Genomic DNA, 25,150 nt, shown 5'->3' on the forward strand with positions numbered 1-25,150 from the left:
CGAGGTCGAGCCATGTCAGTTGCGTCCGGCATCCAGGTTGGGAACGAGGCCGCCATAGCCCTGCCCGTCCCAATCATCGGCCACATTCATACAGTGATCGGTTGCGGTACGCTCAGGCGAGCCAGCGGCGTTGCCACACAAGCCGTAGCTGGTGCGCCGGTCGACCGGGCTGACGTGATAGAAACCGGTGCCGACGGACAGATTACAATTCGCTTCATCGACGGTACTCTTTTCAACCTGGCCTGCGGCACTCACGTCGCTCTGAGCGAATTTGTCTTCGAAGCCGAAGGCATATCACATTCGGCCTTGCTCGACGTGAGCCGAGGGAGCTTCGGTTTCGTGCCAGGCCGGCTGGCAGAAGCCGGGTCGCTCCGGCTGAATACGCCAGTTGCAGGCATTCGCGCCCGGGGCCACGCGGGCGGTTTCGGGATCCTGACGCTTGCAGCCTTGACTTTCTCCGCCGCTAAAAATGGCGAGGCCGCGGACCCGGATGTGACAATTCTGGATGACGATTCCATCACTTACAAGGACCTTGCCCACGGCGCATTCGAGCTCGTGACGAAGGAGCCGATCCCACGGCACATCATCGTCGAGGATCCCGGCGAGACGATCGTGCTCAAAAAGGTGGGGTCCTCGGTCAGCGTAAACCAGGTCACGAACACTGCTGCTCACATGGAGGAGTTGAGGGCCGCGCAACAGGACGCGCTCACCAATCTTCAAGGGCAAGGACCCCACGGGTCGGGCACACCCCCCTTCGTCAAATCCCAGCCGCTACAGCCGATCAATTTCATTCCGCCCGAGGCTCCCGCACTGCAAGATCCGCTTGAGCATGCCCCGCCGTTCATCATCCCTGTGCCCCTGATCATACATGCACCGCCGACGCTGAGCATCGGAGCCGGCCCGGCCGAACTCGATACCGTGGTGTTTGACACATTCACGGCGACGAGCGGGACGTTCACCGCGAGCAGCAACGATAGTGATGCCAAGCTGACCTTCGGCGTCATCGGGGCGAGCGCCGGCAACACGGTCATCGGCGGAGTGACATACGATCTGTCGAAGACAGATCCCTACGGGACGCTCTACGTCAACAGCGCGAGCGGCGCCTATACGTTCGTGCCCAACAGCGCCGCGATCAACGCGCTGACGGCGCCCACGACCGAGAGCTTCGTGGTGACTGTTTCCGACGGATCCGCCTCTGTCAGCCAGACCTTCACGATCGCCATTAACGGCGTCAACGACACCGCATTCATCTCCGGAACCACGACCGGCTCAGTTGTCGAGGCTGGCGGCATCACCAACGGAACAGCCGGCACGCCGATTGCGAGCGGTACCCTCACCGACACCGACGTCGACGATCCGCCCAATATCTTTAAGGCAGTAAGTTCGCCAGCAACGAGCGCCAGTGGCTATGGCACCTTCACGATGACCGCAGCCGGCGTGTGGACCTACACGCTCGACAACACCAATAGGACAGTGCAAGCGCTCGATTCCGGCGAGACGCTGACCGACAGCTTTACGGTGACCACGATCGGAGGCACGGCCCAAGTGGTGACGATCACGATCCACGGCGCCAGTGACGCGGCGATCATCTCCGGCGCGGCAACCGGTGCTGTGATCGAGGCTGGCGGCATCGCCAATGCAAACCCCGGCACCTCCACCGCGACCGGCACGCTCACCGACACTGATGTCGACACGACCGCAAATGTTTTCACGGCAGTCGGCACGGCAACGGCGAGCGCGGCCGGCTACGGCACCTTCACCATGACGGCGGCGGGCGTGTGGACCTATAGCCTCGACAACGCCAACCCTGCAGTGCAGGCGCTCAATGCCGGCGAGACACTGATCGATACGTTCACAGTGACCACTCTGGACGGAACTGCCCAGGTGGTGACGGTTACCATCCACGGCAGCAACGATGCCGCCATCATTTCCGGCGCCACGGCCGGCTCGCTGACCGAGGCCGGAGGCGTTGCCAACGCGACACCAGGCACGCCGAGCGCAACGGGCACGCTCGTTGCCGCCGACGTTGACAATACGTCCAATACTTTCACACCCGTGAGTTCGCCCAAGGCAAGCACGAGCGGTTATGGCACTTTCGCGATAAGCGCCGCCGGCGTGTGGACCTACACGCTCGACAACGCCAACGGCGCGGTACAGGCGCTCAATGTCGGCGGCACACTCATCGACAGTTTCACTGTAACAACCCTCGATGGAACGCCCCAGGTGGTGACGATCACCATCCAAGGCACCAACGACGCGGCCGTCATTTCCGGCACTACGACCGGCTCGGTGACCGAGGCAGGTACTTTCTCGCCCGGGCTTCCCCTCGCGACCGGCACGCTCACCGATACAGACGTCGACAACCCGCCGAACACCTTTACCGCGGTCTCTTCGGCTACCGCGAGCGACGACGGCTACGGCACCTTCGCCATGACGGCAGCCGGCGTATGGACTTACACCCTCGACAACAACAATAGTGTGGTTCAGTCGCTTGAGGTCGGCGACACGTTGACCGACACCTTCGCGGTCACTGCCATCGATGGTACGACGCAGGTGGTGACCATCGCCATCCATGGCGCCAGTGACGCAGACCCCAACGATTTTGATTACTTGGCCACCGGATCTGTCGTGATCTCGGATCCCCCCAACGTGTATGGAACGCCGGGGGGCGAAACCATCGCGGGCGGCGGCGACACAGGTCAGATCATCTACGCCGGGGCCAGCAGTGATACCGTCAACGGCACCGGCAAAGCGGACGTTCTCTACGGCGGCTCCGGCAATGACACAATCAAAGGCAACGATGGGGATGATACCATCTACGGGGGCTCGGGCAACGATACAATCAACGGCAACAACGGCAGCGACACCATTACCGGTGGATTTGGTGCGGACCAACTCACCGGCAGCAATGGGAACGACCGCTTCGCTTACTTGTTCGTAGCCGATTCCAAAGCAAGCCAGTACGACACCATCACCGACTTCGCATCGGGGGCCGACAAGATCGACTTGACCGCTTTTGGCGCGCTTGGGTTCGTCATCTTGGCCTTGAGCTCAACCAGCACGGCCGTGCCGGCACATGCGATCGCCTGGCTCTATGACAGCGCTGCTAACGAAACCATCGTATACGTCAATCCAACGGACCAGACCCTGCACATCGGCGATTCCAGTCTGCTCGAAATCCATTTGCAGGGGATCGCAACCATCGACGCGGCGGACTTCATCCAGGCACCGGCGGCGGTACCTGTGATGGCGAATGCCGGCGAGCTGCTCGACCTCACCGCGGCGGCGCAGAGTGACGCGCTTGTCGTGACGGCAACCTCTTCCGGGGGCTGGTCCGATTCCACGAGCGGCGACGGCACGCTCCTCGCCGACGGGAGTTCGACAATCCAGTCGACCTACAGCCTCGATTCGAGCTGGGTCCAGATCGGACGGACCGACCATTCCAGCCTCTCCCGTTCAGACGGGGAGCAAACGTACGCAACCGAAACGCCCTACAGTGACGCGTTAGCGCCCGCAGCCCTCGGAATGTCCACGATCTTGCAACACGTGGCCACACCGACGGACAGCAGCTTTGTCTTCGATCACTGGGCAAAGCTCGACACGGACACGACTGGCAACCATGGCATGACCGCCGGAACCGGCCAGATGCCTGACATCGCTGTCGCCGCGCTGAATTTTGCTCACAACGCTGCCGACCAGCAGACCGGCCTCGGCCTTCAGCCAGGGAGTAATGCCCGGGATCATAGCGACTTGTACCCGGAACACGCCGCCAATGCCCACGGCCATAGCAGCAATGACGAGGCAAACATTACGCTCAACCCGGGCGCTCCGAAGTCGTCGACCGGCGGAGTCGACCATTCGCCCTCAAGCAAGGCGGCCGAGCAGCACGAGCAGCCCCATGCAGCGGCCGGGTCAATACCTGCCGATTCCCCGCAGCTCGGCGACTCATTCCAGTTCAAGGATGACACTTCGCAGGGTTCACAGCACGGTGCAGTGCTGGATCATCTTTCAGACCTCGCCCGTCATCACGACCACACTGGAGGCACCCACGGGTCCGAGCTGGAGTCCTTGTCTGAAGCATCCCTGCTCGATGTTGATCCACCTTACGGGGCAAGTGCAGTTCACGGCCATATGTTACACGATCTGGTCGTGTGACGCCGTAAGCCGACCGCGTCTTCAGTGTCGCTTGCCGGCGCCATCCGGCGCGGAGGAATTCTTTCCATCGAGACAAGATTCGTCATCGTTGCTTTCGCCCTCTTCGGGCGGCGCTGTATGCTGGTGACTTAGGGTGGATGTCCAGGCGGACGTCATCGCCGCTATGAGGAGACGGTTGACGGCCTCAATGACGCGTTCTCCCGCGGACGAGTAGTTCATGGCCTCCTCCTGCGCTGCTGATTGCGAATGGTGGAAGCCTAGGACGAAGTCTTAACGCGTCACTGTACGCCACTTCACATCTGCGCGCGTCAACTCATCGCAGTCTCAGAAGGTGCCGCCTGCTGCGTCTGCATCCGCGGCGGGAGCTTGGATCCGCGGCTTCGATGAGTTGCTGAGCGCGCGCACTCACAACCTCCGAGGAGTTGCGGTTCGCGAGCGACTCTGAATCAGATGCGATCTCGGCGAAGAATCGATTGGTTAGCTTGGGGGGTAATCAATGAGCGGAGAAGCCGGTTGCATTGTATGTAGCAGGGCGAGAGCGGTCGTCGCAGTCGTTCCGATCGCCAGAGGATATGCCCTGAAAGTATATGAATGTTCCTGTTGCCATAGCACGCTGCAGCTCGTGACTCGTATCACGAAGGCCGCGCTGACCAAGCAACAGTCTCGGATTCTTCCTCGTGGGGAGAAGCAGTTGCGCCTCGCTGGCCGCAGGGTGCAACCGGCGCTCGTGAACTAGACACGCGAGCCTCTCGCTCGGCCTCGCTGAAGCACCGCGGAATAGCGCGCGGGTTGCCGAAGCACGCTTCGACTTGAGCCCTCAATTCGGCTTTTGGGTCGGCTTGCCGTCGATCTTGGGCAGCTCGCCGGCCGAGGCGGACTGATCGCCGCCGCCATTGGCCCGGCGGGCCATCTCGACCGTCAGCCGCTCGGCGGCCTCCGCGGACATCAATCCCATGATGTCCGACATTTTTCGCGGCGCTATCTGCGAGGCGATCTCGATCAGTACGCCCATCTCGAGCCGGTCAAAGACCCGTGCGGCGTCCTTCGGCTTCATGCCCTCATACATGGTCACGAGGCCCTTCATGCGCTGGGCTTCGGCGGCCTTCTGCTCGGCCTGCGTCGCGGAGATACGGGTTTCCACCGCCTTCATCTCCTCGACCTTGTTTTCGATGCGCTTCTCGGCGGATTTCAACAGGCTCTCGCGGATGTCGATCTCACGCTGCCGGGCCTCGATCTCCTGGCGGCGCGACTGCAGGCGTTCCAGGATCGCGCGCTCCGAGGCGGAGATCTGCGGCTGGGCTTCCTCCTTGACCGCGGCGCCTTCGGACTTGGTGTCGGGTGCGGCCGGCTTCGGCGCCTCCTTCGGCGCGCCATGGGTCGAGCCGGTGATGTCGGGATCCTCGCGGCTGGCCGGGAAGTTCAGATTCTCCTGCGCCCAGGACTTCTTGGTTGGGCTCGGCTTGTAGTCGAAGACATAGCCGCCATTGATCACAAGTCCCGTGACCTTCAGCGTGGCGAGGCCCGCGACGGCAACCAGCACGATCGGAATGACGCGGATGTTGCGAAAGGACTTCATACCCTGACTTTATGCGGCAAGACCGTTGGAGCGTCGGCGCTCGGAGAAGGCTTCGGCCGCAGCCGCCACCGCCTTCGCCGACGAGGGCTTGGCTGCGGGCGCGGCGACCATTTCCGGGTTCGTCACGGGGCGTGCGGCGATTGCGATCTTGGACAGGCGCCGCACCACGTTGTCGGCTTCGCCGAGCTGCTTGTAGAGCTGCTCGGACATCTGGGTCGCCGACGCGAGCTGGCTGCCGAGGTTCTCGTTGACGTCGCGCACGGCGAGCTTCAGCCCGCCGATCGCGCGCTCGGCGATCTCGGTTGCGGTGATCAGCTCGCCGATGACCGCCTTCAGCGAATGCTCGTCCGCCTTCAGCCGCGTCAGTCGCTTGTTGAGCGCGACGCAGTAGACGATGGTCAGCATCAACAGGATAGCCACCAGCGTCTCGATCGCCATTCCTAGGGAGTGGTTCATGGGGCCTCCATCATCTTGTTCTGCTCGTCGACCTTTTCGAACATCGCAAGTGTCGTACTTGGCTTGCGCAAGGGTTTCGTCACCCGTATCGCGACGCGGTCGCCGACCCGGCCCATGCGTCCTTCGGTGATGGTGACGTCGCCGCAGCGAACGGTGACGTTGGCATCCGCACGCATGTCAAGCGGCAGCGTGTCGCCGACCTTCAGCCGCATCAGCTGCTTGAGCGGAATGTCGGCTTCGTAGAGCACGGCGTCGACGGAGATCTCGGCCTGCACGATCTCCGTGGCGAAATGGCCTTCCCAGATCTGGTCGCGGCCGAACTTTTCGCCCATGAACATCTGGAGCAGGACGCCCCGGATCGGCTCGATGGTCGCGTAAGGCAGCAGCAGCTCGATGTTGCCGCCGCGATCTTCCATGTCGATGCGCAGGCGCACCAGGATCGCGGCGTTGGCAGGACGGCTGATCGCGGCGAAACGCGGGTTGGTCTCGAGCCGGTCGATGGTGAAGGTCACCGGCGACAGCGGCCGGAACGCCTGTTCGGCATCGGCCATGACGACTTCGACCAGCCGCTTGACCAATTCCGTCTCGATTGTGGTGTAGGGCCGGCCCTCGATGCGGAGCTGGCTCGAGCCGCGGCGGCCGCCGAGCAGCACATCGATCATCGAGTAGATCAGGCTGGAATCGACCACGGCCATGCCGAAATTGTCCCACTCTTCGGCCTTGAAGACGGTGAGGACGGCGGGCAGCGGGATGGAGTTCATGTAGTCGCCGAAGCGCACCGAGGTGATGCGGTCGAGCGAGACTTCGACGTTGTCGGAGGTGAAATTGCGCAAGGAGGTCGTCAGCAATCGCACCAGGCGGTCGAAGACGATTTCGAGCATCGGCAGACGCTCGTAGGAGACCATCGCCGAATCGATGATGGCACGAATGCCGGAGTGATCGTCGAGCGTGACGTCGCCGACGGCGAAGCCGAGGAGGTTGTCGATCTCCTCCTGCGACAGCACCCGTTCGCCGGAATTCTTGCCGGCGCCGAGATCGCGGCTGCCATCCTCGACCATGGCCGCCCATTGCAGGGCCATGGTCTCGGATAGTTCGTTTTCGGCAGCAGCCTTCGCGGCCTCGGCGGGATCCTCAGAATCGAGCGAGGCCTCCCATTGGGCGGCAATTGCATCCTGGTCTGGTTGGTCGGTGCCTGCCATGATCCCTAGCCCGTCATGCTCACTGGATCACGACTTCCTTGAACAGCACCGCGCTGACCTGGACCGGAGCGACCGCCGCGTTGACGCGCTTGGTCAGCTCTTCCTTGAGGCGGAAGATGCCGGCGGAACCGTTGAGGTCGGAGGAGCGGAGCTCGCGCGCATAGGTCTGGAAGATGTCGGTGATGCGCGGCATCGTCGGCTTGATCGCCTCGACCTGCTTCTCTTCCTTCAGCTCCAGCACGATCTTGAGCTTCAGATATTGGACGCGCTCGCCCGGCGCGCCGGCGAGGTTGACCATGATGTCGGGAACCTCGACGAAAGACGGCGGCTTCGGCGGGGGCGCCGCCTCGGCGTGATGCTCGTCATCGCCGTGACGGAAAAAGAAGAACCAGGTCGCGGCGCCGCCGCCGAGAACGGCGAGCAGGCCTACCGCCATGATCATCAGCTTGAACTTGTTCTTGGGCGGAGCGGCTTCCGCGCCTGCGCCGCCTTCCGCTTCATTCTCTGCCATGATCGCCGCGCTCGCTCATCTCTCAAAGGGGTCGAAAGAGCGAAGCTCCTGGCAGACAGTGACGCGATACAAATGCCCCAGCGCAGTGCTCCTCTTACCCGCAAACGCTACGGTAATAATGGTTAACGGAACCTTTCGATTGGGCCTTCGCTAGGAAAAATCTGCCGGGCAAACATGGCTAACAGTCCCTTTCTGCCGCCTCCCCGCACCCTCGAAAAATGAGCAATATATTGAAACTTCACGATTTTTCAGCTTGGCACGAGTTTCGCTGAGAAAGGACCGAGACCCAAGGTTTGGGAGAACCCGAGGTCTCGTTCACGGGATCGGCCAATGCGCTTGGGAGAGCGAGCTGGCAGGTCTCACTCAGGGGAGATTTCCGATGCAGAACGCGCTTCTGATCGGCTTGTCACGACAGATGACGTTGGAACGGCAGATGGATGTCATCGCCAACAACGTCGCCAACGCCAACACCAACGGCTTCAAGGCCGATCATTCGCTGTTCGAGGAGTACCTCAACTCGAACGCGCGTGAGGACAATTTCGTCGGCTCCGACCGCCGGGTCTCCTATGTGCAGGACCGCGGCACCTTCCGCGACGTCGGCCAGGGGCCGATGGAGCCGACCAAGAATCCGCTCGACATGGCGATCAGCGGCAACGCCTATTTCGCGGTTCAGGCCAATGGCGCCGAGCGCTACACCCGCGACGGCAAATTCTCGCTCAACAGCACCGGTCAGCTCGTCACCTCCGACGGCAACCTCGTGCTGGGCACCGGCGGCCCGATCACCTTCCAGCCGACCGACCACGACATCAACGTCGCGCCCGACGGCACCGTCACGGTGCTCGAGGGCACGGCCAAGAACGATTCGATCCGCGGCAAGATCCGCATGGCCTCGTTCGACGATCCAGCCAAGCTGACGAAGCTCGGCGCCAACCTTTACAACATCGGCTCCGCGGTCCCGCAGGCCGACACCAAGTCGACCGTGCAGCAGGGCTATGTCGAGAAGTCGAACGTGAACTCGGTCGGTGAGATGAGCCGCATGGTCGAAGTCATGCGCAGCTACACCGCCATCGCCAACCTGCTCCAGCAGCAGAGTGACATGCACAAATCGGCGATCGAGAAGCTCGCCGACGTTCCGGCCTGATTGAGGGAGAACTGACATGCAGGCGCTTCACACCGCAGCAACCGGAATGGCGGCACAGGAACTCAACGTTCAGGTGATCTCCAACAACATCGCGAACCTGCGCACCACCGGCTTCAAGAAGCAGACCGCGGCGTTCCAGGACCTGATCTACGAACACGTCCGCCGCGTCGGCGCCCAGTCATCCGACCAGGGCACCATCCTGCCGGTCGGCGTCGACATCGGCGGCGGCGTCAAGACCGTCGGCACGCCGCGCAGCATGACCCAGGGCACGCTGTCTCAGACCGGCAACGACCTCGACATGGCCATCACGGGCGAAGGCTTCTTCAAGATCCTGATGCCCGACGGCAGCTACCAGTACACCCGCGACGGCACCTTCCAGATGGACAATCAGGGGCGCATCGTCACCGCGCAGGGCAACCCGGTGCAACCGACGATCACGATCCCGAACAACGCCTCGGGCCTCACCATCAACGTGCAGGGCCAGGTCTCGGTGACGCTGCCGGGTTCGTCGACCTCGGCCGTCCAGGGCCAGATCGGCCTGACCCGATTCATTAACAAAGCTGGCCTCCAGCCGGTCGGCAACAATCAGTTCACCGAGACGCCCTCCTCCGGCCCGCCGCAGGACGGCACCGCGAGCTCCGAGGGTTTCGGCAACATCACCCAGAGCAGCCTCGAGCAGGCCAATGTCGACGTCGTCTCGGAAATGAGCGACCTGATCGCCGCCCAGCGCGCCTACGAGATGAACGCCAAGGTGATCAGCGCCGCCGACCAGATGATGCAATCGACCACGGCGCTGTTCCGCTGAGGTGATGACGATGATCCGCACCACCCTCGCCACGATCTCCGCTCTCCTCGTGCTGGCGCTGCCCGCACGGGCCGCCGACGATTTCATCGCGACGCCGACGTTGCGCGCGAGCATCACCGTGACCTCGGACGTGGTGCGGGTCGGCGATCTCATCGACAATGCCGGCTCGGCCGCGCTGATCCCGCTCTACCGCTCGCCCGATCTCGGCACCACCGGTGCGCTGCCGGTCGCGCAAGTGCTGGCGGTGTTGCGCGCGAAGCAGGTGATCGGCGTGATGACCGGCGACATCAAGGAGGTCCAGGTCACTCGTCTCGCCCGCACGCTGGCGAACAAGGACCTCGAAACCGCGGTCGCCTCGGCGCTCGAGCGCCGCTTCGGGCTTGGCGATGCCGCCAACATCACCGTCACGTTCGACCGCGGCATTGCCGACATGCGGTTGGATGCCTCCAACACCGGCGTGCTGCAGCCGGTCGCAACCCGCTACGACGCCCGCAGCGGCCGTTTCGACATCGCTTTCGAGATCAACAACGACAACAATCCGGGGCCGACCAAGCTGCGCTTCACCGGCAACGCGATCGAGACGGTGGAAGTGGCGGTGCTGACGCGCGACATCGATCGCGTCGATCTCCTGAAGGCGTCCGACGTCGCCATGGAGCGCCGGCCGAAGGCCGAGGTCACCGGTGAGGCCGCCTCGCGCGATCGCACGCTCGGCATGCAGCTTCGCCGGCCGATGCGGGCGGGAACGCCGATCCGCGTCGCCGACATCGTCAAGCCCGATTTCGTGCAACGCGACCAGAACGTCACCGTCATTTACCAGGTCCCCGGAATCTACCTCACCACGCGCGGCAAGGCGATCGAGAGCGGCGCTGAGGGCGACACCATCAGCGTGCTCAACCTGCAGACCAAGCGCACGCTGAGCGGCGTCGTCACCGGCCGCGGCCAGGTGACGGTCCAGGGCGCCAGTCAGGCCGCGCCGATGCCGGCCGCGGTCGAGCAGACCTCCTCGCTCAAGCGCGACGAGGCGCCCGCCCCCGTCGATACCGCAGCCCTCGTCCGGAACCTGGTCCAGACCCCGGCATCCCCGGCCCAGATCGCGCAAGTCCAGGTCCCGCAAATTCGCGTCTCGCAAGCTCCAGCCAAGTCAGAGTAAGTCATGTCCACGTTCAGTTCGGCTTTTCGGCCCCGTCGCATCGCGATCTCTGCCCTGCTGCTGGCGACTTGCACGCTGGCGAGCGGCTGCTCATCGATCGACCGCCTGTCGCAGATCGGCGAGCAGCCGAAATTGTCGGCGATCGATAATCCGACGACGCAGCCCGGCTACAAGCCGGTGCAGATGCCGATGCCGAAGCCCGAGGTCGCCTCCTACAATCCGAATTCGCTGTGGCGCAGCGGCAGCCGCGCCTTCTTCAAGGACCAGCGCGCCCATCAGGTCGGCGATATCCTGACGGTGGCCGTGAACATCACCGACAAGGCCAATATCGAAAACGACACCCAGCGCAGCCGCACCAACAAGGAAGATTCCGGAATCACCGACTTCATCGGCGCCAAGACCTTGGGCGCCCAAGCGCAAAAGGTGTTGCCCGGACGCATCCTCACCGCCGACTCGACCGCGTCCAGCGAGGGCAAAGGAAGCGTGGACCGCAAGGAAGCGTTGCAGACCAACGTCGCGGCGGTCGTCACCCAGGTCCTGCCCAACGGCAACCTCGTGGTCGAAGGCAAGCAGGAGATCCGCGTCAACTACGAAATCCGCGAGCTCATCGTCGCCGGCATCGTCCGTCCCGAGGACATCCAGAGCGACAACACCATCGATTCCACCAAGATCGCGCAGGCCCGCATCGCATACGGCGGCCGCGGCCAGATCATGGACGTGCAGCAACCGCGCTACGGCCAGCAAGTCATGGACGTGCTGCTGCCCTTCTAACTTCTCCCGAGCTCCCACATCGTGTTCGCGAACCTAGGCGCGGACGACGATGTACGACGCGGCCCTCGCTAGCTCCCCTGGCGAGGGCCGCATGTATTTTGACGACGGTTGCATACAGCTGGCCGGATGCGCGATCGTAGCGACACCGCTGCCCTAACCTCCGTCATTTCGAGCGAACCGAAGCAATCCAGACTGCCACCGCGGAGGGACTCTGGATTGCTTCGCTTTGCTCGCAATGACGCGGAGAGATCACGTAAACTCCGCCTCCACCACGCCCAGCCCGTCCAGCTCCATCCGCACCTTGTCGCCGGCCTTCAGCCACAGCGTCTTCACCAGGCTCCCGGTGAGGACGAGCTGTCCCGCGTGCAGACCCTTGCCCTCGGCGGCGAGATGGTTGGCAAGCCAGGCGAGTGCGTTGTGGGGATGGCCGAGCACGTCGGCGCCGGTGCCATGGCTGACCTCTTCGCCGTTGACGATGGCGCGGCCTTTGATCGCATTCAGGTCAGGCACCGACGAGCGCGGCACGACCTCGCCCAGCACGCAGCCGGCGGCGAAGAAATCGTCGGCGATCAGCGTCGGCGCGCCCATGGTTTCCCACTTCACATAGCGGTCGTCGACGATCTCGATCGCGGGATGATAGGCCTCGACGGCTTCGCCGACCCATTCGGCCGTGAACGGCGCCTCGCCGGCGGCGAGATTGCGCTTCAGCCGCACCGCGATCTCGCATTCGACGCCGACCCGGACATAGTCGGCAGCCGCGAGCTGCACGCCGCTGTCGTGCACGCCCTTCTGGAACACGCCACCGCCGCATGGGTGTGGAATGCCGATGTAATCCTGCATCACCTGGCTGGTGCAGCCGATCTTGTAGCCGACCAGCGGGCCGGCATGCGGCAGCAGCAGATCGTGCAGCGCGCGCTGGACCTGATAGCCCTCGGCTTCATCGGCCGGAGGAACTTCGAGCGGCGCGAGCGGCGCATGGTTGCGGCGCGCCAGCGCGATCGCCTTTGCGGCTGCGAGAATTCTGTCCATCGGCGCCGGCTCCTACACACCACAATCGAGGACGGCACTTCAGCATCCCCGCCGGGGCGTGACAAGCGCAGGAGGCCGCGCGGCTGCACGTCATTGCCAGCCCAAGCTGGATGAGCTGCTGACGCTGAGCGGCCACATCATGGCAAGCCGCATGGGCTGCGCCGGCGTTTAAGGAAATATTGAGCTGGTCCGGGCTTTATGGGGATGCGCGCCTTGGAGCGTAGCAACAGGCCTGATGCAGCAAGACGTGAAGCTCCTGGATCAGTGCCTCAGCATTCAAGTCGATGTCCTTGATGCGACTCGCAAAACCTCCCGCACCTGAAGTGAAGGCTGTTTCTCATCCGAACTCACGTGAGCTCGGAGGAGTTGAGTCTAGCCCATTGATCGCGATTCACTTTTCGCGATTGCGCTCGCGCGCCGAAGCGCGCGGTTGCAAGCGACAGGCAAAATGCCGATCAGGGCGCGAAAAGGCGCGCCTTGCGTCAAAAAACAAAGAGCCGCATCGCTGCGGCTCGGACTCTATTCGTCGCGATAGACCTTCTCGCGTTTCTCGTGGCGCTCCTGCGCCTCCACCGAGAGCGTCGCGATGGGACGAGCCTCGAGCCGCTTCAACGAGATCGGCTCGCCGGTGTCCTCGCAATAGCCGTAGGTGTTGTCCTCGATACGCTGGAGCGCGGCGTCGATCTTGGCGATCAACTTGCGCTGGCGGTCGCGGGCACGGAGTTCGATGGCGCGGTCGGTTTCCGACGATGCCCGATCGGCGAGATCGGGGTGGTTCACGTTCTCCTCCTGCAGGGCTTGCAGGGTGAGCTTGGACTCTTTGAGGATCTCATCCTTCCAGGCGAGGAGCTTCAAGCGGAAGTACTCCTTCTGCCTGTCGTTCATGAAAGGCTCTTTTTCGGTCGGTCGGTAGTTTTTCAACTTTTCCAAGGGCGGCCTATCTGTCTAAGCAACGACTCGTACGCGGAACGGGGTCCGCTGAGCGGGGCGTTATATAGCGGCCTCCTGTGACAGACAATGTTTCCCTGATCGTCCGACCGGCGCCCCCAAGCCCTTGCACAGGAAAGGTTTATCCTGAAGGGCCCGGGAGCGGCCGTAGGCCTAGTAGCCGACCGTGAAACGTTGCCTCTCATGGGCGGGCCGCTCGATCTCGTCGGCGAGCGCGATGGCGTAATCCGCGAAGGTGATCCAGCTTTTGCCGTTCGCATCTGCGAGAAGCTGATCGGTACCAAGCCGGAACTTGCCGGTGCGCTCCCCCTCGATGAACAGGGCCGACGGCGAGATGAAAGTCCAGTTCAGCGCCTTTTCCTGCCGCAGCAGGTCGAGAAAGGCCGAACCTGCCTCCGCCTCAGCCTTGTACTGAGCCGGAAAGCCGGGAGTTGTCACCAGTTTGACGCCCGGAGCGACCTCCAGGCTGCCGGCCCCGCCGACGACGAGGTAACGACCGACCTTGGAATCCTTGGCCGCGCCGATCAGCTTGAGCGCGTCGCTGGCCAGGAAGTGCACGGAACTCACGGCGACGTCATGCCCGGCCCACAACTTGGCAAGTCCTGGCTGGTCGAGCACGTCCCCCTTGGTGGGCGTGACGTTCGGCAGGGCCGCGATCTTCTCGCGGTTGCGGGCGATGGCCGTAACCGTGTGGCCGCGATGGGACAGTTCTTTGGTAATCTCCGACCCGGCCCGGCCCGAGGCGCCGGCAACTGCGATTTTCATGGAAGGCTCCTTTGCTTTCTTTGGTAACTATCGGTAACTAGATATCGTAAAGAGCGCTGGTGTTAAGAGAGCACTTTGTGCTTACCTGATTACACAGGAGTAACCGGCGGCGCCGGTAAATGAGCGGAATGGATCGCGAGGACCCGACGATGAAGCCAGACGTCTATGCAGCGAACTGCCCCACGCGACAGATCCTCGACCGCGTCGGTGACAAATGGGCGGTGCTGATCCTGCTGCTGCTGCGCCAGGAGCCGATGCGCTTCAATCAGTTGCGCCGCACGATCGAAGGCATCTCGCAGAAGATGCTGAGCCAGGTTCTCAAGTCGCTTGAGCGCGACGGATTGATCAAGCGTCACGCCATCGCAACCGTGCCGGTGACCGTGGAATACTCGATCACGCAGCTCGGCGTGACGCTCGCTGCAGCCGTCGATCCCCTGCGCGATTGGGCTGAGCAGAATCTGAAAGACGTGCTCGCCGCCCAGCGCCGCTACGACGCGCAGTTGAAGGATGAAGCGGCTTAAGACGCTACGCCTGCCCGGCCTTGGCGAGCTCGACCTCGACGCGCAGCTCGATCTCGGACAGCACCGAATCCAGGCCGGAATCGCCGGAGGACGATTTCAGGTTCGCCGCAGCGTCACGCAGCCGCATCACGGTCGAGGCGTCGAGCTTGCCGGAGAGAAGTCCCATCTTGAGATCGTCGAGCACGTCGAGCGCGGTCTTTCCGCGCACGACAGAGCGCTTGCGACGCTCGACGGGATCCTCCTCGATGCCTTGCAGCGCGAGCAGCCCGTCGATGTTGGCGGTGGCCTTCGGTGCGGCGGCGCCCCGCGTCTCCGGCGCCGACGACGGGTCGGGCAGCACGAAGGTGCCGGAGCTCGTCCGCCTGGCCTGGCTGGCCGGCGTTCCAAGCGTGGTGCCGTTCGGTCCGTAGATGCGCATCGGAAGCAATCCGGGTGATCGATGCGCCACATTCGCCGTTTTATGGTTAACGCCCCGTAAACAGCCCGGCAAAATCTGCCGACAGGCGGCAGTTTCGCTCCTCAGGGACAACACAGGCTGAGGTCGCTCGAAACAGATTTATTCAACCTATTCAGCTACCTACGCCCGCTGCCCCGACTTGGCACAGCGCTCGCAAGGACAGCGTCGGACCAGCTCGTCATGGGAGTGTCGTGATGGTCCTTCGATTTGAGGAGCCTCGGGGAGCAGAGGATGCCAAGCGTTCGTTGGGTGAGACTTGTGGGAGTGGCCTGCGCCGCGCTGTCAGCGCTGGTGCTCTCGGTCAATTCTGCAAGCGCGACATCGCGCATCAAGGATCTCGCCAACATCGAAGGCGTGCGGCAGAACCAGCTCATCGGCTACGGCCTCGTCGTCGGCCTCAACGGCACCGGCGATACCCTCAACAACATCCCCTTCACCAAGCAGTCGCTGCAAGCGATGCTCGAGCGCATGGGCGTCAACATCCGCGGCGCCACCATCCGCACCGGCAACGTTGCCGCCGTGATGGTGACAGGCAATCTGCCGGCCTTCGCCACCCAGGGCACGCGCATGGACGTCACCGTCTCCGCGCTCGGCGACGCCAAGAATCTCCAGGGCGGCACCCTGCTCGTCACTCCGCTCCTCGGCGCCGACGGCAACGTCTACTCGGTCGCACAGGGCTCGCTCGCGATCTCCGGCTTCCAGGCCGAGGGCGAGGCGGCGAAAATCGTGCGTGGCGTGCCGACCGTCGGACGCATCGTCAACGGTGCCATCATCGAGCGCGAGATCGAGTTCGCGCTCAATCGCCTGCCGAACGTCCGCCTTGCGCTGCGCAATGCCGACTTCACCACGGCCAAGCGGATCGCCGCCGCGATCAACGACTATCTCGGCGTCAAGACCGCCGAGCCGATCGACCCATCGACCGTGCAGCTTGCGATCCCGCCGGAGTTCAAGGGTAATGTCGTCGCCTTTCTCACCGAAATCGAGCAGCTCCAGGTCGACCCGGATCTCGCCGCCAAGATCATCATCGACGAACGCAGTGGCATCATCGTGATGGGCCGCGACGTCCGCGTCGCCACCGTTGCGGTCGCACAGGGCAACCTCACCGTCACGATCTCCGAGAGCCCGCAGGTGAGCCAGCCCAACCCGCTGTCGCGGGGACGCACCGTGGTCGCGCCGCGCAGCAGCGTCACCGTCACCGAGGACGGCAAGAAGCTGGCCGTCGTCAAGGACGGCATCTCGCTGCAGCAGCTCGTGGACGGTCTCAACGGCCTCGGCATCGGCCCGCGCGACATGATCAGCATCCTCCAGGCGATCAAGGCCGCCGGCGCGATCGAAGCCGACATCGAGGTGATGTGATGCAGACCGGCATGGTCAACACCGCACGGGTCGCCAGCTCCGCCTTCTCGGTGGAGAGCCGCAACGGCCGGCCGGACTTCGATCTCGCCGCAGCACTGCAGAAGGTCCCGCCGAAGCAGCAGGCCAAGGCACAGAAGATCGCCACCGACTTCGAGGCGATGTTCCTCAACAGCATGTTCTCGCAGATGACCTCGGGCCTGAAGGGCGAAGGCCCGTTCGGCGACACGCCTGGCACCGGCGTGTGGCGCTCGATGCTGACCGAGCAATATTCCAAGAACTTCGCCAACGCCGGCGGCGTCGGCATCGCCACCGACGTCTATCGCACCCTGATCATGCAGCAGGCAAAAACGATCCGCACGGCATAAGGTCAAACGAGATGAACCACTTCAACGCCTCGCGTCAGCCGGTGCAAGCGCAGCGCCCGAACACCGCACCCGGCAGCGCCGAGGCACGCAAGATCGCCGAGCAGTTGATGGATGCGATGAGTGCCCTGCTCGGCCTGATCGAGCGCGAGACCGAGCTCGTGCGCGCCGGCCAGGTCCGCGAGGCAATGACGCTCGAGAGCAAGAAGCAGGAGCTGTCGCGAAACTATGTCGGCGCCGTCACCCAGTTGAAGGCGAACCAGGCCCAGCTCGCCAAATCCGCGCCCGAGCTGCTCTCGACGCTGCATCGGCACCACGATGCATTCCGCGCGATGCTCCAGGTCAATCTCACCGTGCTCGCAACCGCTCACGCCGTCTCGGAGAGCGTCGTGCGCGGCGTCAACGCCGAGATCCAGAAGCGCAACGTGCCGAACACCTATACGGCCGCGGGACGACGCGCCGCGCCGGGCCCGCGCCACATCACGCCGCTCGCGGTCAGCCGCTCGCTCTGAGCGCGCGCAACAACAAGCGACAATTTTACGAAAAGCCGCGCGGCAACATCGTCGCGCGGTTAGGCACGTTTCCTTACCGGATGTTTAATCCCGGTGTTCCATGGTTGCGTATTGAGAGGGGTTGGGATTTGACTCACGTGAGGCAACCAGGAGGCTGCCATGAGTACAGATTTCAGCATCAGGCCGGTGGGGATACCGGCCGCCGTGCAGATCGTAACGACGTCGAATGCGGCGGCGAACGAGGCCGTGCAAACCGATCTGCCCGTGAGCCAGACAGTGGCCGCCGGCGATGCGAGCGCGCCTGCACGTAACGATTTGCGAAGCAACGAGAACGTCTCACGCCAGGTCGTGTTCGACCAGGCGGCGGCGTCGTTCGTCTTCCAGGTCGTCAACGACAGGACCGACGCGGTGGTCAACCAGTTCCCCGACGAAGCAATGCTACGCCGGCGGGCCTATTTCCATGCGCAGGATTTGAAATCCGAGCCCTCGCGTCCGGCAAGCACCGACCGCAGCGCCTGACGATCAGGCGTCGAGCGTCGCAACGGCAACATCGAGATCGCTCGAACCGGTCGCGGGATCGGTGACGACGTTCCGATCTGCGCCTTGCCGCTATCCGTCAGCATGAACTTGGTGTTGCCGAAGCGGAACGAGCCGTGCTCGATCACGGACGGCCGGACAGACCAGCGGCGATATTGCGGTTGATCTCGATCAGCGGACGGAAGTGATCGAACTGCGGGCTCATCTGCAGCGCGGCGGTCTGGCTCAGCACGAACACGCTGATGTTGGCGATCTTCTGCCGGACGTCGATCGGCTGCGGATTGTTCTCGCGCATGGCCTCGCTCAGGAAAATCGTCCAGAGCTTGCGATTGAACATCAGGGCCTGCGTGGTCTGCTCACTGAACGGCTCGGCGCTGTTGATCGCATCCTGAAGCTTGTTCGCTGCCTTGAGCAGGGTCTGCGCTTCGATGTCGCGAGGAGATGCGGTGGTCGTTGCAACACGCGCGTAGGCCGAGGCAGCGGAATTCGACATCAATCACACCCTGGAGGTTACCTAGCCCGTTGAACGCGCTTAAGGATTTCTTTCCCGACCCTAGGCAGCACCGCTTAAGATTTGCTTACATGTGTGCTTGGAAGCACTCCGGATTATTACGGGTCTCGGAGTTCTTCGTCATCGTGAAGCTAGACGCGCATGTGCACGCTGTAAACGCGTCACGCGTTGTGCGCGTCGATCTCAGCTAATCCTGCCTTAGCGATCTCCCTAAAATGAACGGCGGAGCGTTAGCCCCGCCGCGAAATCGATGAGTGATCTTGCGCCGCGAAATTAGCGGAGCAGCTGCAGCACGCTCTGTTGCGACTGGTTGGCCAGCGACAGCGCGGACACCGCGATCGACTGGCGGGTCGACAGCGCCTGGCTGTTCGCCGCTTCCTCGTTGGTGTCGGCCAGCGTCAGGTTGGACGAGCCGGTCTGCAGAACGTTGATCAGGTTCTTGGAGAAGTCCTGACGCACCTGCACGATCGACAGATTCGAACCGAGCGACGAACCCTCGGAGCGCAGCGTGCTCGAAGCGGCATTCAGGCTGGCCAGCACCTTGTTGGTGGCACCGTTGTCGATGAAGTCCGTGCCCGGAACGAGATTGCTGAGACCGAGGCCGGCCGCGTTGAACACGACGCCGTTGATACCGAGCGTCGAGCTGCCGTTCTCGTTGAAGACCAGCTTCAGCGTGTCGCCGTTGAGCAGGTTGACGCCGTTGAAGGACGAGTCCTGCGAGGTCGTGTCGATCTGCGCCAGGATGTTGTTGAACTGGCTGACCAGGCCGGAGCGCGCGGTCTGCGCGACGGGATCCTGAATCGGGGGCTGCGCGGTGGTAAAGGCCAGCACGCCGGTGATCGTACCGCCGACCGTTCCGCCGGCGGCAGTCGAGCCGAGGGTCGAGGATGCGTACTCGTTGACGGTGGTGACCGTCAGCACGCCGTTGGCATCGATCGTCGCCGTCAGGTGGTTGGCCTGAAGCTGCACATTGAGCTGGTCGAGCGTCTTGACGGTGCCGTTGGTGCCGTCGCCGAAGGTGACGTTCACCGGCGTGCCGCCGTTGAAGGACGTGAAAGTCAGCGTCTTGCCGCTGACGCCGCCGACACCGGAGTTGCGCGCGGCGGCGAAAGCGGTCGCCGTTCCCGTATTGCCGCTGAGACCGAACGCGTTGAGCGCATTGCCGGTGCCGGTGATCGACAGATCGGCGTTGATGCCGGTGGAGAGCGCAAGCTGACCGCTGCTGTTGACCGACGAGGGGATCTGGCCCGCGGTGGTCGACAGCGTCGCCGCGCCGTTGAAGATGCTGGCGGTCTTGACGCCGGTGGCGAGGTCGATCGAGTTGAGCAGGTCGGTAAGCGTGGCGCTCTGGATGTAGACGGTCGAATTGCCGTTGCCGTCGGTGACGATGTTGCCGTTGACGCCACCGGAGGTCACGCTGATCGCCGACTGGGGCGTCTGGGCGTTCTTGAAGGTGATGGTGTGGCCGTCGATGTTCAGCGTCGAGCCGTCTTGAACGAGAGAGCCGAGCGAGCCCGCGGTGGTCGATCGGGCCGCAGTGACGCTGGCATTGCCTGCACCGGTCGCCGGGGTCAGACCGAGCTTGTTGAGGAAATCGGCCTTGCCCGTCACACTCAAATCGGCACCGGTCGAGCTTTTCAGCGTAACCGCGCCGCCTCCCGAGATGGACGATGCCACCTGGAGCGTTCCGATAGGACCGGCCGAGCCGCTGACCGTGATGGTTGCTGCGCCTGCACTAATGGCCGCGGTCTTGACGCCGCTGGCGAGGTCGATCGCGCTGAGGACGTCGTTGACGGTCGCGCCGGGCGCAGCCGCCGTTCCCTCATAGACGATCGAATTGCCGTTACCGTCCGTGGCGATGTGTCCGCTGGCGTCGAGGCCCCAGCCGGTCGGCTGCGTGCTCGGGGCGATACCGGTGCGGAAGGTGATGGTCTTGCCGTTGACCGTGAGGGTGTCGCCGTCCGCGGGCGCCGTGCTGAAGGTGGTAGATGCGGTCGTGCCGAGCAGCGTGGCGGTACCGGACAGTGCGGTGGTGCCGTCGGCGGCGAGCGCCGCTGTGCCGGTAAAGGCGCCGGCGGTCGAGCCGAGCGAGGCGCCGAGCGCGGCGGTTCCCGTGACCGGGGTCACGCCACCGGCTGCGCCGGTATAGAGCACGTTGCTCTTGGCGGTCGCGCTCGCATAGGAGGTCGTGCCGCGGAGGTCGGCGGGCGTCGCACCGGGAATCGTGGTGGAGACGTTCGATTTGGTGGAATAGCCGACCGTGGTCTGGAGCGCCTGGTTGGCGATCGACTTGGCGCTGTCGATCAGCTTCTGCAGCGAGGTGATGCCGGTGTTGGCGGCCTGCAGCACCTGCACACCGTTGTTGATGCCATCCAGCAGGTTGCTGATGTCGCTCGCCCGGTTGTCCAACCCCTGCGCCGTGAAGAAGTTGGTGGGATTGTCGAGCGCCGTGTTGACCTTCTTACCGGTCGACAGCCGCTCCTGCGTCGTGGCCAGCAAGTCGGCCGTCGACTGCAGCGACAACAGGTTCTGGCGAACGGACGCCGAGAGAACGATGTTGGACATTGGCGAGTCTTCCTCTTGAACCAGGTACGAATCGGCCGCGCGGTCTTGAAAGCGGGCTTTTGTCCAGTCTTAGAGGCTGTCCTTTAAAGTATGGTTAACGCCGGTTTAAGGGATAGGGTTAATGGCCGGTGAACGTCCCTGCCCGCCTCCAGACGCAAAAAAGCGGCGGGGCAAACGACCCCGCCGCTCTGGTTTTATTCAGTGATGCCAGCTACTTAGCGGAGCAGTTGGAGCACGCTCTGCTGCGAGGTGTTGGCCAGCGACAGCGCGGAGACCGCGATGGACTGGCGGGTCGACAGCGCCTGGCTGTTGGCTGCCTCGACGTTGGTATCGGCCAGCGTCAGGTTCGAAGAACCGGTCTGCAGCACGTTGATCAGGTTCTTGTTGAAGTCCTGACGCACCTGCACCACCGAGAGGTTCGAGCCGAGCGCCGAGGCTTCCGAGCGCAGCGTGCTGGACGCGGCGTTCAGATTGGTCAGCACGCGGTTGGACGCGGCGTTGTCGATGAAGTCGACACCGACGGTCAAGGCAGCGAGGCCGAGACCCTTGGAGTTGTAGGTCACGCCGGTGATGTTGAGGCTCGACTTGCCGGTCTCGTCGAACACCAGCTTGAGCTGGTCGCCGTTCAGCAGGTTGACGCCGTTGAACGAGGAGTCCTGCGAGGTCGTGTCGATCTGGTTCAGGATGTTATTGTACTGAGACACCAGATTCGCACGCGCCGTCTGTGCAACCGCATCCTGGACGGGGTTGGACGCCGTCGAGAAGGTCAGCGCCGACGTGAGCGTGCCGCCGATGCCACCGCCCGCCGTCGTCGAACCGAGCGTCGAGGATGCATAGTCGTTGGACGCGGTGATGGTCAGTCGGCCGTTGGCGTCGATCGTCGCGGACAGGTTGTTGGCCAGAAGCTGCGTGTTGAGCTGGTCGAGCGTCTTGACCGTGCCGTTGGTGCCGTCGCCGAAGGTGACATTGACCGCCGTGCCGCCGTTGAAGGCGGAGAAGGTCAAGGTCTTGCCGGCGATGCCGCCGATGCCCGAGGTGCGCGCCGCGGTGAAGGCCGTCGCATTGCCGGTGTTGCCGGCCAGCCCGAACACATTCAGCGCATTGCCGGAGCCGGTGATCGACAGGTCGGCATTGATGCCGGTCGCGAGCTTGAGCTGACCGGACGTATTGATCGACGAGTTCGACTGCCCTGTCGCGGTCGCAAGCGTCGCGGTGCCGTTGGCGTTGATCGTCGCGGTCTGCACGCCGGTGGCAAGGTCGATCGCCTTGAGCACGTCGTTGACCGTGCCGGCCTGCAGATAAACGGTCGAGTTGCCGTTGCCATCGGTGAGGACATTACCGGAGGCACCGAAGCCGCTCGGAACGCTCGGAGCACCGGTTGAGCCCGGAACCGGCGCGTTCTTGAAGGTGATGACGTGACCGTCGACGTTCAGCGTCGAGCCGTCGGTGATGGTCGCGCCTAGCGAGGCTGCGGTCGTGGTCCGGTTGACGGACACGCTCGCATTGCCTGCACCGGAAGATGTCGTCAGGGCGAGGGCCTTCAGCAGGTCGGCCTTGCCGGTGACGCTCAGATCCGCACCCGTCGAGCTCTTCAGCGTGACGGCACCGCCAGCAGCGGTCGAAGCGGTCTGGCCGGCGCTGGTGGCGAACGTCGCTGCACCCGCGGTGATGGACACCGTCTTCACGCCGCTGGCGAGATCGATTGCGGTCAACAGATCGTTGACGTTCGCAGCCGGGGTGCCCGCGGTGCCGAGATAGACGGTGGTGTTGCCGCTGCCGTCGGTGACGAGATTGCCGCTGACGCCCGAACCGGACGCAACCGCGGTCGAAGCCGGAGCGGAGCCGCTGCGGAAGGTGATGGTCTTGCCGTTCACGGTCAGCGTGTCGCCGTCGGCGGGCTGGGCGTTGGCCGACAGGCCGGTTGCGGTCGTGCCGTTGGTGGCGATCAGCGTGATGGTGCCGGCCAGGGCCGTGGTGCCGTCGCCGGCCGTCGCGCCGGTGCTGGCAAAGGAGCCGATGGTGGCGCCGAGCGTCGTGGTGCCGGTTGCCGCCGTGGTGCCGCCGGCCGTGCCGTTATAGAGCACGTTGCTGCTCGCGGTGGCGCTGGCGAAGCTCGTGGTGCCGCGCAGGTCCGCCGCCGTCGCACCCGCGATCGTGGTGGAGACGTTCGACTTGGTGGAGTAGCCGACGGTGGTCTGCAGCGCCTGGTTGGCGATCGACTTCGCGGAGTCGATCAGCTTCTGCAACGAGGTCAGGCCGGTGTTGGCGGCCTGCAGCACCTGCACGCCGTTGGCGATGCCGTCGAGCAGATTGTTGATGTCGCTGGCGCGGTTGTCGAGCGACTGTGCCGTGAAGAAGTTGGTGGGATTGTCCAGGGCCGAGTTGACGCTCTTGCCGGTCGACAGACGGTTCTGTGTGGTGGCGAGAAGATCGGCGGTGGACTGGAGAGACAGCAGGTTCTGACGAACCGACGCAGAGAGAACAATACCGGACATGACTCTTACCCTTCTGGTTTACGCGTCTTCGTTCGATCGCTTCGGATCGAGTGACGGGGACAGCGTGCCCCGGCATGGCTAACAAAGGGTGAAACGACACGCGTCCGCATTAAGCGCGGGTTCACCATAAGCGCGCGGAAGGCGTGGTCGCCGCCGGCAATCAGGCTGAAATCATTGGTATTTATCCGCGCTTACTCTCCATTAACCATAACCGCTGGTTACTTTTCAGAGCGTCGCATGGCTGCTCGAATGACGGACAAAAAAAGCGGCGGGGCCGAAGCCCCGCCGCCGGATCTTGCTTGCGATGTCGTCCGCTTGTTAGCGGAGCAGCTGCAGCACGCTCTGCTGCGACTGGTTGGCCAGCGACAGCGCGGAGACCGCGATGGACTGGCGGGTCGACAGCGCCTGGCTGTTGGCCGCCTCGACGTTGGTGTCGGCCAGGGTCAGGTTGGACGAACCGGTCTGCAGCACGTTGATCAGGTTCTTGTTGAAGTCCTGACGAACCTGCACGATCGTCAGGTTAGAACCAAGGCTCGACGCTTCCGAACGCAGCGTGCTCGACGCGGTGTTCAAATTGGTCAGCACCTTGTTGGTGGCGGCGTTGTCGATGAAGTCGACACCGCCGGTCAGCGCAGCAAGGCCGAGACCCTTGGAGTTGTAGGTCACGCCCGTGATGCTCAGGTTCGACTTGCCGGTCTCGTCGAACACCAGCTTGAGCTGGTCGCCGTTCAGCAGGTTGACGCCGTTGAACGAGGAGTCCTGCGAGGTCGTGTCGATCTGGTTCAGGATGTTGTTGTACTGAGACACCAGGTTCGAACGCGAGGTCTGGGCAACCGTGTCCTGGACGGGGCTGGAAGCCGTCGAGAACGTCAGCGCCGTGGTCAGCGTGCCGCCGATCGCACCACCCGCGGCGCTCGAACCGATGGTCGAGGACGCGTAGTCGTTGGTGGTCGAAACCGTCAGCAGGCCGTTGGCATCGATCGTCGCCGTCAGGTTGTTGGCCTGAAGCTTCGAGTTGAGCTGATCGAGCGTCTTGACCGAGCCGTTGGTACCGTCGCCGAAGGTGACGTTGACCGCCGTGCCGCCGTTGAAGGAGGAGAAGGTCAAGGTCTTGCCGGTGAGGCCGCCGACGCCCGAGGTACGCGCCGCAGTGAAGGCGCTCGAAGTGCCGGTATTGCCGGCGAAGCCAAGCGCATTCAACGCATTGCCGGTGCCGGTGATCGACAGGTCGGCATTGACGCCGGTCGAGATCTTGAGCTGACCCGAGGCGTTGATCGACGAGTTGGTCTGGCCGGTCGCAGTCGCAAGCGTCGCGGTGCCGTTGGCAT

At 63.5% G+C, this 25,150-nt stretch carries 23 protein-coding genes; 10 read left to right on the forward strand and 13 right to left on the reverse strand.

The features are described 5' to 3' along the window. The first annotated feature begins 12 nt into the window (after positions 1–12). A complete protein-coding gene (locus tag AC0L3P_RS09185) occupies positions 13–4,155 on the forward strand; it encodes a VCBS domain-containing protein (protein WP_473301655.1) in 4,143 nt (1,380 codons plus the stop codon). A gap of 21 nt (positions 4,156–4,176) precedes the next feature. Here AC0L3P_RS09185 and AC0L3P_RS09190 read toward each other — a convergent pair whose 3' ends face one another. The 5 genes from AC0L3P_RS09190 to fliL all read right to left on the reverse strand — a co-directional run bounded on the left by AC0L3P_RS09190 (position 4,177) and on the right by fliL (position 7,897). Then, on the reverse strand, positions 4,177–4,374 hold the full coding sequence (locus tag AC0L3P_RS09190; protein ID WP_473301656.1) for a hypothetical protein: 198 nt from the start codon (positions 4,372–4,374) through the stop codon (positions 4,177–4,179). Between the two features lie 598 nt (positions 4,375–4,972). After that, entirely contained in the window at positions 4,973–5,731 is a 759-nt protein-coding gene (locus tag AC0L3P_RS09195; RefSeq protein WP_473301658.1) for a MotE family protein, read from the reverse strand. A gap of 9 nt (positions 5,732–5,740) precedes the next feature. Continuing rightward, positions 5,741–6,187 (reverse strand): DUF6468 domain-containing protein, encoded by a 447-nt coding sequence (locus AC0L3P_RS09200; protein ID WP_473301659.1) that lies wholly within the window; start codon positions 6,185–6,187, stop codon positions 5,741–5,743. Next, entirely contained in the window at positions 6,184–7,386 is a 1,203-nt protein-coding gene (gene fliM / locus AC0L3P_RS09205) for a flagellar motor switch protein FliM (RefSeq protein ID WP_027567600.1), read from the reverse strand. The genes AC0L3P_RS09200 and fliM overlap by 4 nt, the downstream gene beginning before the upstream one ends. Positions 7,387–7,405: 19 nt before the next feature. Further along, positions 7,406–7,897 (reverse strand): flagellar basal body-associated protein FliL, encoded by a 492-nt coding sequence (gene fliL / locus AC0L3P_RS09210; protein ID WP_354208435.1) that lies wholly within the window; start codon positions 7,895–7,897, stop codon positions 7,406–7,408. Between the two features lie 379 nt (positions 7,898–8,276). Between fliL and flgF the strand changes: the two genes are divergently transcribed. Genes flgF through flgH form a run of 4 tightly spaced genes read left to right on the forward strand, consistent with a single transcriptional unit; the run spans position 8,277 to position 11,764 of the window. Continuing rightward, on the forward strand, positions 8,277–9,038 hold the full coding sequence (gene flgF / locus AC0L3P_RS09215; RefSeq protein ID WP_247437369.1) for a flagellar basal-body rod protein FlgF: 762 nt from the start codon (positions 8,277–8,279) through the stop codon (positions 9,036–9,038). 16 nt (positions 9,039–9,054) lie between these two features. Beyond that, positions 9,055–9,843 (forward strand): flagellar basal-body rod protein FlgG, encoded by a 789-nt coding sequence (gene flgG, locus AC0L3P_RS09220; protein ID WP_007602131.1) that lies wholly within the window; start codon positions 9,055–9,057, stop codon positions 9,841–9,843. A 10-nt stretch (positions 9,844–9,853) separates the two neighbouring features. Next, complete coding sequence (gene flgA / locus AC0L3P_RS09225) at positions 9,854–10,993, forward strand: flagellar basal body P-ring formation chaperone FlgA (protein ID WP_473301660.1); 1,140 nt, start codon at positions 9,854–9,856, stop codon at positions 10,991–10,993. Between the two features lie 3 nt (positions 10,994–10,996). Then, the gene (gene flgH, locus AC0L3P_RS09230) at positions 10,997–11,764 is read left to right on the forward strand and encodes a flagellar basal body L-ring protein FlgH (RefSeq protein ID WP_354058127.1); all 768 of its coding nucleotides are present in this window, start codon (positions 10,997–10,999) and stop codon (positions 11,762–11,764) included. 249 nt (positions 11,765–12,013) lie between these two features. Here the strand turns inward: flgH and AC0L3P_RS09235 are convergent, their stop codons facing one another. From AC0L3P_RS09235 to AC0L3P_RS09245, 3 genes are all read right to left on the reverse strand, one after another. After that, entirely contained in the window at positions 12,014–12,793 is a 780-nt protein-coding gene (locus tag AC0L3P_RS09235) for a 2-keto-4-pentenoate hydratase (protein ID WP_473301661.1), read from the reverse strand. A gap of 519 nt (positions 12,794–13,312) precedes the next feature. Then, positions 13,313–13,678 carry an RNA polymerase-binding protein DksA gene (gene dksA, locus AC0L3P_RS09240; RefSeq protein WP_008554760.1) on the reverse strand — a complete coding sequence of 122 codons (366 nt, stop codon included), beginning with the start codon at positions 13,676–13,678 and terminating at the stop codon, positions 13,313–13,315. Positions 13,679–13,894: 216 nt separating this feature from the next. Then, the gene (locus AC0L3P_RS09245; protein WP_473301662.1) at positions 13,895–14,506 is read right to left on the reverse strand and encodes an NAD(P)-dependent oxidoreductase; all 612 of its coding nucleotides are present in this window, start codon (positions 14,504–14,506) and stop codon (positions 13,895–13,897) included. A 149-nt stretch (positions 14,507–14,655) separates the two neighbouring features. Between AC0L3P_RS09245 and AC0L3P_RS09250 the strand changes: the two genes are divergently transcribed. Then, complete coding sequence (locus tag AC0L3P_RS09250) at positions 14,656–15,027, forward strand: winged helix-turn-helix transcriptional regulator (RefSeq protein WP_473301663.1); 372 nt, start codon at positions 14,656–14,658, stop codon at positions 15,025–15,027. Between the two features lie 4 nt (positions 15,028–15,031). Here AC0L3P_RS09250 and AC0L3P_RS09255 read toward each other — a convergent pair whose 3' ends face one another. Next, complete coding sequence (locus AC0L3P_RS09255) at positions 15,032–15,445, reverse strand: flagellar assembly protein FliX (protein ID WP_473301664.1); 414 nt, start codon at positions 15,443–15,445, stop codon at positions 15,032–15,034. A 270-nt stretch (positions 15,446–15,715) separates the two neighbouring features. Between AC0L3P_RS09255 and AC0L3P_RS09260 the strand changes: the two genes are divergently transcribed. The 4 genes from AC0L3P_RS09260 (at position 15,716) to AC0L3P_RS09275 (ending at position 18,233) form a co-directional block, all read left to right on the forward strand. Further along, positions 15,716–16,840 carry a flagellar basal body P-ring protein FlgI gene (locus AC0L3P_RS09260; RefSeq protein ID WP_473301665.1) on the forward strand — a complete coding sequence of 375 codons (1,125 nt, stop codon included), beginning with the start codon at positions 15,716–15,718 and terminating at the stop codon, positions 16,838–16,840. Continuing rightward, positions 16,840–17,205, forward strand: a complete 366-nt coding sequence (gene flgJ / locus AC0L3P_RS09265) for a flagellar assembly peptidoglycan hydrolase FlgJ (RefSeq protein ID WP_027567592.1) — start codon at positions 16,840–16,842, stop codon at positions 17,203–17,205. Before AC0L3P_RS09260 ends, flgJ begins: the two co-directional genes overlap by 1 nt. Before the next feature lie 11 nt (positions 17,206–17,216). Then, complete coding sequence (locus AC0L3P_RS09270; protein WP_354058115.1) at positions 17,217–17,714, forward strand: hypothetical protein; 498 nt, start codon at positions 17,217–17,219, stop codon at positions 17,712–17,714. Positions 17,715–17,873: 159 nt separating this feature from the next. After that, positions 17,874–18,233: a hypothetical protein gene (locus AC0L3P_RS09275; RefSeq protein ID WP_354058113.1), complete on the forward strand. Its 360-nt coding sequence runs from the start codon at positions 17,874–17,876 to the stop codon at positions 18,231–18,233. Positions 18,234–18,375: 142 nt separating this feature from the next. On the opposite strand, the gene flaF is transcribed toward AC0L3P_RS09275, so the two are convergent. The 4 genes from flaF to AC0L3P_RS09295 form a co-directional block, all read right to left on the reverse strand. Further along, positions 18,376–18,744, reverse strand: a complete 369-nt coding sequence (gene flaF, locus AC0L3P_RS09280) for a flagellar biosynthesis regulator FlaF (RefSeq protein ID WP_007612319.1) — start codon at positions 18,742–18,744, stop codon at positions 18,376–18,378. A 291-nt stretch (positions 18,745–19,035) separates the two neighbouring features. Then, complete coding sequence (locus AC0L3P_RS09285; RefSeq protein WP_473301666.1) at positions 19,036–21,327, reverse strand: DUF1522 domain-containing protein; 2,292 nt, start codon at positions 21,325–21,327, stop codon at positions 19,036–19,038. 215 nt (positions 21,328–21,542) lie between these two features. Beyond that, on the reverse strand, positions 21,543–23,822 hold the full coding sequence (locus AC0L3P_RS09290; protein ID WP_473301667.1) for a DUF1522 domain-containing protein: 2,280 nt from the start codon (positions 23,820–23,822) through the stop codon (positions 21,543–21,545). A gap of 318 nt (positions 23,823–24,140) precedes the next feature. Then, a partial coding sequence (locus AC0L3P_RS09295) for a DUF1522 domain-containing protein (RefSeq protein ID WP_473301668.1) occupies positions 24,141–25,150 on the reverse strand: 1,010 nt, incomplete at its 5' end.

The organism is Bradyrhizobium sp. WSM4874 (assembly GCF_055811835.1).